Here is a 323-nt window from a genome sequence, read left to right as displayed (position 1 = left end):
TGTCTGATCCAGCGCAGCGGGGCCAGCGCTGACGCTTTCGCCAGCGCGGAGAGCAAACCGAGCGCCACCGCCAGCGCAAACGCCAGCAATGTCACTCGCAAGGTGAGGCACGCGGCGGCAAGAAAAGTGTCGGCATAGTGCCACAGGGTTAGCCATTGATAACTCATGGTTCTGCTCCTTCGGGCGGCGCAGCAGCAGTTGCCGCGCCGCGTGCGATCAATATTGCGGATTCAGCGGATAACGCGGTTTGTTGCCGAACCATTTCTGATACAGCTGGGCGTCTTCACCGGAGGCGTGAATTTCAAACAGGAATTCGTTGAGAT

Annotated in this window: 2 pseudogenes; both read right to left on the bottom strand. The window is 58.8% G+C overall.

The features are described from left to right. Positions 1-167, bottom strand: a pseudogene (locus KVT28_RS27910) (amino acid ABC transporter permease); the annotation flags it as partial. A gap of 49 nt (positions 168-216) precedes the next feature. Next, a pseudogene (locus KVT28_RS27905) lies at positions 217-323 on the bottom strand (amino acid ABC transporter substrate-binding protein); the annotation flags it as partial.

It is taken from the genome of Pantoea sp. GbtcB22 (assembly GCF_019091025.1).
In the GTDB taxonomy this organism is placed as follows: Bacteria; Pseudomonadota; Gammaproteobacteria; order Enterobacterales; family Enterobacteriaceae; genus Pantoea; species Pantoea leporis.
Note: the sequence above shows the minus strand (reverse complement) of the source record. Positions and strands in the feature narration are given on the sequence as shown.